This is a genomic window from Staphylococcus sp. HMSC067F07, from assembly GCF_001837405.1.
Lineage (GTDB): Bacteria > Bacillota > Bacilli > Staphylococcales > Staphylococcaceae > Staphylococcus > Staphylococcus capitis.
Genome location: NZ_KV832234.1, coordinates 283559 through 291154 on the forward strand (window position 1 = coordinate 283559; position 7596 = coordinate 291154).

The window sequence follows — 7596 nt, forward strand, 5'->3', positions numbered from 1 at the left end:
TTAAGAATGACTTTAACTTATTTGAAAATGAGAGCTAAAGCTGATACTTTAGCTCTCAATTATTAATTTTAATCTTCCATTGTACTCAAATCACCTGCATCTAAATCTAATTCCCAAGCTTTAAGCACACGTCTCATAATTTTACCTGAACGTGTTTTTGGCAACTTGTCTTTAAATTCAATTTCTCTAGGCGCAGCATGTGCTGATAACCCTTCTTTAACATATTTACGGATATCTTCTTTTAAATCATCTGATGGTTCATATCCTTGTCTTAATGCAACGAAGGCTTTAATAATTTCTCCACGAACTGGATCAGGTTTACCAATAACACCTGCTTCCGCTACGGCTTCATGTTCTACTAATTTTGACTCAACCTCAAATGGTCCAACACGTTCTCCGGCTGTCATAATAACGTCATCAACTCGTCCTTGGAACCAGTAGTATCCATCCTCATCTTTATAAGCAGAGTCACCAGAAACATACCAATCTCCGATAAAGTATGAGTTAAACTTTTCAGGATTTTTCCAAATAGAATGCATCATAGAAGGCCAACCCTTCTTAATTGCTAAATTACCCATACGATTAGGTGGGAGTTCATTACCTTCATCATCTATGATTGCTGCCTCAATACCAGGTAGTGGTTTACCCATAGAACCTAGTTTAATATCCATAGTTGGGTAATTTACAATCATATGTCCACCTGTTTCAGTCATCCACCATGTATCTAAAACACGTTTATCATAGACATCTTTCGCCCATTTTATTACTTCTGGATTTAGTGGTTCTCCTACAGATAAAATTGACCGTACAGATGATAAATCGTATTTTTCAACGATATCGTCTCCAGCACTCATTAACATACGAAGTGCTGTTGGTGCGGTATACCATATCGTAACTTTAAATTCTTCTAACATGCTATACCAAGATTCAGGTGAGAATCGCCCACCGGCTATGCAATTCGTAACCCCATTTAACCAAGGAGCAAAGACTCCGTAAGATGTACCAGTTACCCATCCTGGATCAGCAGTGCACCAATAAACATCATCTTCTTTTAAATCTAATACGTATTTTCCTGAGATATAATGTAATAGCATTGCTTGTTGGACGTGCAATACACCCTTAGGTTGTCCTGTAGAACCTGATGTATAGTGAAGAATTAATCCATCATCTGGCGCTAGCCACTCAATATTAAATTCCTCGCTAGCTTGTCCCATTTCTTTATTAAAATCAATGTATTCACCATCAACGTCATCATCTACAACAATGATTGTTTCTAAATGAGGTAATTTATCTTTCGGAATTCTAGGAAGTAATGCTTTATTCGTAATGACTACTTTAGCTTCACTATTAGCTAAACGATCTGCTACAGCCTTCTCCATGAACGCTTCAAATAATGGACCCACAATCGCACCAATTTTTAAAATACCTAAGAACGCAAAGTATAATTCAGGTGTACGAGACATAAAGATAAAAACGCGATCTCCTTTTTTAACATCCGCCTTATCTTTAAGAACATTAGCTGCTTGATTTGATAACTTTTTTAAATCACTATAAGTGTATGATTCTTTACGTTTCTCATCTTTATAATTTAAGGCTATTTTTTCCCCTTTTCCGTTATCAACATGACGATCGATACATTCATACGCCATATTCATTTTTCCTGTTTCATACCAAGAAAATGATTTTTCTATCTCTTTCCAATCGAAATTTTGATATGCTTCATTATAATTCTCTAAATTATAATCCCCTGGTTCTCTTTTATACACTTCAACTTTCATAATTAAATCCCCCTTGTTTATGAAATCGCTTTCTTTAAAAGTAATTATACATATAATTTTCACATTTTTCAAAAATCTTTGTATTCTATTACTATTTAATTGTTCATGTACAACCTTTTTATATATAATAAGTTTAATAACAAGTTAAGTCACCTGCATAAGGAGATGATAACGTGAGACATGTTAAAACTTATGTAACTAAGAATCTTAAACTAAGTGACACTACTTTTGTCATTGAAGGACCTATTTCGTACAATTTTTTGAAAACGCTTACTTTAGATAACCAGCTTAATGCATTCCGCCTACCTCAGGATCAGTATGAAGCACTTTTAGAGATTACTGAACTACCTGAAGGTCGTGTCTATATCATTCGTCAAGACAAGCATATCGTGGGATATGTGACATATCATTATCCTGATGAATTCGAAAGATGGTCCGAGGGTCATTTGACCTATTTAATTGAACTAGGAGCCATAGAGATAAGTCCTACATACCGTCACTTACATTTAGGTGGCGAGCTTATTGCGACTAGTTTATCTGCGGATGAATTTGAAGATTATATTGTATTGACTACTGAATATTATTGGCATTGGGATTTGGATCAAGCACAGCTAGATGTTTTCGAGTATAAGAAACTGATGCAAAAGTTAATGTCTAAAGGTGGATTAGAAATTTTTGCTACAGATGATCCTGAAATCACTAGCCACCCTGCTAATTGTTTAATGGCACGTATTGGCAAACGTATCACTTTGTCACAACAACAAGCTTTTGACGATCTTAGATATAAAAATAAATTCTTCTTTTGACATACTACAAAAGTATCTAATTTCAAAAGTATCATAGTTAAATATCTCGCATTCAAATAAAGTTAATCAAAATAGTGAGAATGTTGTTACGGGGGGAGCATCATACCAAATAAAAATTTAAGTACTGGTTATGTTTATTCTGAAGATCTCTTACAATACCGCTTTAGTAACGAACACCCTTTCAATCAAATGAGGCTTAAACTAACGACTGAGTTGTTAAAGGACGCGAACTTTTTAAAGGATGAGCATATCGTAATACCACGTATAGCTACAGATGAAGAACTCGCATTAATTCATCAATATGATTATATTCAAGCTATTCGTCACGCATCACATGGTATATTAAGTGAACACGAGGCAAAGAAATATGGACTCAATGGTGATGATACGCTTCAATTTAAACATATGCATCGTCATAGCGCTCGGATTGTAGGAGGAGCGCTTAATTTAGCGGATTGTATCATGGATGGAACATTTATTAATGGATGCCATCTCGGTGGTGGTTTACATCACGCACTACCCGGACGAGCGAATGGCTTTTGCATTTATAATGATGTTGCTATAACTGCAAAGTATTTAGTTGAAAAATATCATCAACGCGTCATGGTTATTGATACAGATGCACATCATGGAGATGGTACACAATGGAGCTTTTATACAGACAATAGAATTATGACTTATTCCATTCATGAGACAGGAAAATTTTTATTCCCGGGCTCTGGTCATTATACTGAACGTGGTGAAGATATAGGATATGGTTATACGGTAAATGTGCCTCTTGAACCTTATACTGAAGATGCCTCTTATCTAGAGGTATTTAAAGAAACTGTAGAACCATTAGTTGCAGCTTTTAAGCCTGATATCATTTTAAGCGTTCATGGTGTAGATATCCATTATAGAGATCCACTTACACACATGAACTGTACATTAAATAGCCTATATTCTATTCCATATATAATCCAAGATTTAGCAAAACGCTATTGTAATCATAAAGTATTAATGTTCGGGGGCGGAGGTTATAATATTTGGAGAGTTGTCCCTCGAGCTTGGAGTCACGTCTTTTTAAGTTTAATCGGGGAGCCTATTCAACAAGGTTACCTCCCGTTAAATTGGATTAATAAATGGAAGTTATATAGTACTGTCAAACTACCAAAACGCTGGGAAGATCGTTTAAATGATTATGCTTATATTCCAAGAACTAAAGAAATATCTGATAAAAATCTTAGAATTGCTAAACAGGTTGCAAGTTGGTATGAACGTTATAGCGATATTTAATAATATATTAAAAAGGGTGCTCAATGAATCATGTTGAAACATCAAGTACCCTTTTAAAATTTATATTTACGTTTTCTCTTCACTTAACAATCATTTATAATTTTAATTAGTCGTTCCACGATATTCTATTCTGTGAGGAAGAATTACATTTGGTTCTTCAATGTCTTCTTCATTCATATATTTTGTCAATAATCTCATGCCTACTGCACCGATATCATATAGTGGTTGTATAACACTAGATAGTTGTGGGCGTACCATTTCGACTAAACGTGTGTTGTTAAAGCTTAAAATTTGTAAGTCTTCAGGTACATTAACCCCAGCATCTAATGCGCTGTGTAAAATACCAATTGCCTGCTCGTCACTAATTGAAAGAATAGCATCAGGCATATTATTTTGTAATTTTTCAAATGCTTTGATTCCCTCTTTATAGCTTTCTTTACCAGAGAAATGTAATGCCTCATCAAGTTCTAAATGATGTTGATTTAAAACTTTTGTTAAACCTTGTAATACATCATCTTGTGCTTTTTTAGAATAATCGCCACCAACAAGTGCAAATTTCTTAGCACCTTTTTCAATCATATGTTGAGTGGCTTCTTCAGCAGCTTGTTTGAAATCAATATTAACTGATGCAATATGATCATCTTTACCATTTGTTCCTGATACCACAACTGGAACTGAAGATTGATTAATTAAATCTTTAATTTCTTCTGAAATAGTACCACCAAGGAAAATAATACCATCAACTTGTTTACTTAATAAATTATTAAAGATTTCTTTCTCTTTTTCAGGGTCATTATCAGAATTGGAGATGATTGAGTGATATTTATACATTGTTGCAATATCCTCAAGACCTCGCGCGAGTTGTGAATAATAAACATTTGAAATATCTGGAATTATCACACCTACAGTTGTAGTACGTTTACTTGCAAGTCCTCGTGCAACTGCGTTAGGTCTATAATTTAGCTTCTTGATGACCTCATTGACTTTGTTTCTCGTTTCAGGTTTTACGTTTTGATTGCCGTTAACTACACGTGATACAGTTGCCATCGACACACGAGCTTCTCTAGCTACATCATAAATCGTTACAGTCATAATTTCCTCCTTGTAAGCGTTTCATTGCTTATAATATCGTGTTTTCATATCATTTTCAAAGTTTATCATATTTATGGTTATTGTGAAATGATTTTGTTCTTTTGTCACATTTCTGTCAGAAAAAGCAAGTGCAATTCATTTATATTATATACTTTTCGCTTAAAAATTTTAAATAAATAAAAATTGAAAATTTAATTTAAGTTAAATTCATTAAAAAATAAAAAGACTACATCACTATTCAAGAAAAGAATAACTGAGTAGTCAATTTAGTATAAATGATTGCAAAATGTTTATTTTAACTTTTTAGCATTATACATATCTGCAAGTGGCTTAAGTTCATTGTAGAAATCATTAAACTCATTCAAATCCATTTGTTGTCCAGCATCACTTAATGCAACTGATGGATCAGGATGAACTTCAGCCATTACGCCATCAGCACCAACGGCTAATGCTGCTTTTGCAGTTGGTAGCATAATATCTTTTCTGCCTGTACTATGAGTTACATCAACCATTACTGGTAAGTGTGTACCTTGTTTTAAAATAGGTACTGCAGAAATATCAAGTGTATTACGAGTCGCCTTTTCATATGTACGTATTCCTCGTTCACATAAAATAATATTTCTGTTGCCTTGAGAAGCAATGTATTCAGCTGCATAAGTAAACTCTTCAATTGTTGCAGATAGACCTCGTTTTAAAAGAATTGGTTTGTTTGTGCGACCAGCTTCTTTTAACAGTTCAAAGTTCTGCATATTACGTGCACCAATTTGGAAAACATCTAAATATTCGTCTGCTACTTCAAAGTCATTAGGATTTACAATTTCACTGACTACATTAAGATTAAACTTATCTTTTACATTTTTAAGGATTTTTAATCCTTCTACACCAAGTCCTTGGAAATCATAAGGAGATGTACGTGGTTTAAATGCTCCACCTCTAATAAATTTTTCTCCTCTAGATTGTAAATCTTTAGCAACAGCATCTACTTGTTCTTGTGATTCAACTGAACAAGGTCCAAATACAAATGATTTATTACCATCACCAATAATGCCACCATTATCAAATTTCACAATAGTATCTTCAGGTTTTAATTTTCGTGATACGTATAGATGTTTTTCGTTTTCAGATTTTTGTAAATCAGTAGAGGCTTTAAAAATTTCTTTAAACAACTGCTTGATTACATTATCATTAAATGGACCCTCATTTCGATCCAATAAATCATTAATCATTTCTTTTTCACGTTGAGGATCATATACTTGAGTTCCTTGTTTAATTTTTTCTTCTCCAATTTTTTGAGCTAACTCGCCTCTTTTAGATAACAAATCTAAAATTTGATAGTTTAATGAGACAATTTCCTCTCTATATTCTTCCAATTTATTAGTCATTTCTACTCACCTCTAAGATATAGTTATGTATGAAAGTATATTACTTTAAAGCGATAAAATAAAAGTATTTAGACTTAATTCTAACAATTTCATTTTTATTGTTCAAGCACATGTTTACAGAAAATATAAAATTTTCTAAAAACTTCAACTACAATATACAATTTTGTGAAAACTTTTCAACATTTAATTATGAATTAGAAAATAAAAAAGCTGAGACAATATGATAATGCCTCAGCTTAAATATATATTGTAAGTTTAATTAATCATTGAATGTACGTTTTTCAATCTTGCTATTTGCTTTCTCAACTTTTTGTTGATTATTATTTGATTGATTTTGTTGTTTTTGAGTTCTGTTGTTTTGTTTAGGCGTATTACTTTGTTTTTTACTTGTATTTGCCTTTTTATTAGATTTTGCGTTTGTTTTGTTACCTTTACTATTAGATTTTTGAGTACCTTTTATAGAATTCTCATGGGTAACTACGCCTTTATCGAATGTCGCACTTTCTTGTGATTTATTTACTTTATCTTCTTTAGAGGTAGAAGATTGACCTTTTTTAGAGTTTGTTGATTGCTTAGTAGTTTGAGTTACAAGATTAGGTACATTATTATTTTTCTTACCTTTAGGTAATGCTGGTTCAGCTAATAATGCTTCAGTGAGCTGTGATTCTTTAGATCCTTTAGTTAGTTTAGATTTTTTTGCTTTTGCAGCTGTAGCTAGTCGATTTGCAAATGAACCATCACTTGAACCTGTGTCATTCTCATTTTTCTTTGTAACTAAATTAGGTACCTCTTTGTCAGCAGATTTAGGTACACTTGATTCACTTGTGAGATCATTTGTATTTTTAGCAACTTGGCTGTCATTAGTGATTTTATCGTTTTTTGTTTTAGCAGCTGTAGCTAAATTTTTTGCTTGCGTTTTTTGATGGGCATCTTCATTTTTGCCTTCTTTAGTAGTAGGATCAGCTAAATCATTATCACTTGATTCTTTTTTAATAGCTGTTTGAGCAATAGCTATTTCTTCAGCTGATGGTTTTTTATCACTTTCGATATGTGATGCTTCTTGACTATCTTCCTTATGTGATTCAGCTTTAGCTTCCTGTATTTCTTGTGCTTCTGGTGACTGGTCAGCTAATTTTGATTCTTGTTGAATCGCATTTTGTTGAGCTGTTAATTCTGTAGCTGATGGTTTATTTTGTTGTTCTTGTGCTTCGGCTTTAGCTTCCTGTATCTCTTGTGCTTCTGGTGACTGGTCAGCTAATTTTG

At 33.1% G+C, this 7596-nt stretch carries 5 protein-coding genes and 1 pseudogene; 2 read left to right on the forward strand and 4 right to left on the reverse strand.

Going from position 1 to position 7596, the window contains the following annotated elements:
* Positions 1-68 precede the first annotated feature (68 nt).
* Complete coding sequence (gene acsA, locus HMPREF2706_RS04610; RefSeq protein ID WP_049427408.1) at positions 69-1778, reverse strand: acetate--CoA ligase; 1710 nt, start codon at positions 1776-1778, stop codon at positions 69-71.
* A 173-nt stretch (positions 1779-1951) separates the two neighbouring features.
* Here acsA and HMPREF2706_RS04615 point away from each other — a divergent pair, with 173 nt between their 5' ends.
* Positions 1952-2584: a GNAT family N-acetyltransferase gene (locus HMPREF2706_RS04615; RefSeq protein WP_037549484.1), complete on the forward strand. Its 633-nt coding sequence runs from the start codon at positions 1952-1954 to the stop codon at positions 2582-2584.
* 102 nt (positions 2585-2686) lie between these two features.
* Positions 2687-3859 (forward strand): acetoin utilization protein AcuC, encoded by a 1173-nt coding sequence (locus HMPREF2706_RS04620; protein ID WP_023350095.1) that lies wholly within the window; start codon positions 2687-2689, stop codon positions 3857-3859.
* Between the two features lie 102 nt (positions 3860-3961).
* Here HMPREF2706_RS04620 and ccpA read toward each other — a convergent pair whose 3' ends face one another.
* The 3 genes and pseudogenes from ccpA to HMPREF2706_RS04635 all read right to left on the reverse strand — a co-directional run.
* Entirely contained in the window at positions 3962-4951 is a 990-nt protein-coding gene (gene ccpA / locus HMPREF2706_RS04625; RefSeq protein ID WP_037549490.1) for a catabolite control protein A, read from the reverse strand.
* A gap of 290 nt (positions 4952-5241) precedes the next feature.
* The gene (locus HMPREF2706_RS04630) at positions 5242-6333 is read right to left on the reverse strand and encodes a bifunctional 3-deoxy-7-phosphoheptulonate synthase/chorismate mutase (RefSeq protein ID WP_002434695.1); all 1092 of its coding nucleotides are present in this window, start codon (positions 6331-6333) and stop codon (positions 5242-5244) included.
* A 259-nt stretch (positions 6334-6592) separates the two neighbouring features.
* Positions 6593-7596 (reverse strand): annotated as a pseudogene (locus tag HMPREF2706_RS04635) (smooth muscle caldesmon); the annotation flags it as partial.

Bases quoted from the DNA above. Each gene is read 5' to 3' on its own strand.
- ccpA (WP_037549490.1), bottom strand. From the start codon at position 4,951: ATGACTGTAACGATTTATGATGTAGCTAGAGAAGCTCGTGTGTCGATG.
- acsA (WP_049427408.1), bottom strand. From the start codon at position 1,778: ATGAAAGTTGAAGTGTATAAAAGAGAACCAGGGGATTATAATTTAGAG.
- HMPREF2706_RS04630 (WP_002434695.1), bottom strand. From the start codon at position 6,333: ATGACTAATAAATTGGAAGAATATAGAGAGGAAATTGTCTCATTAAAC.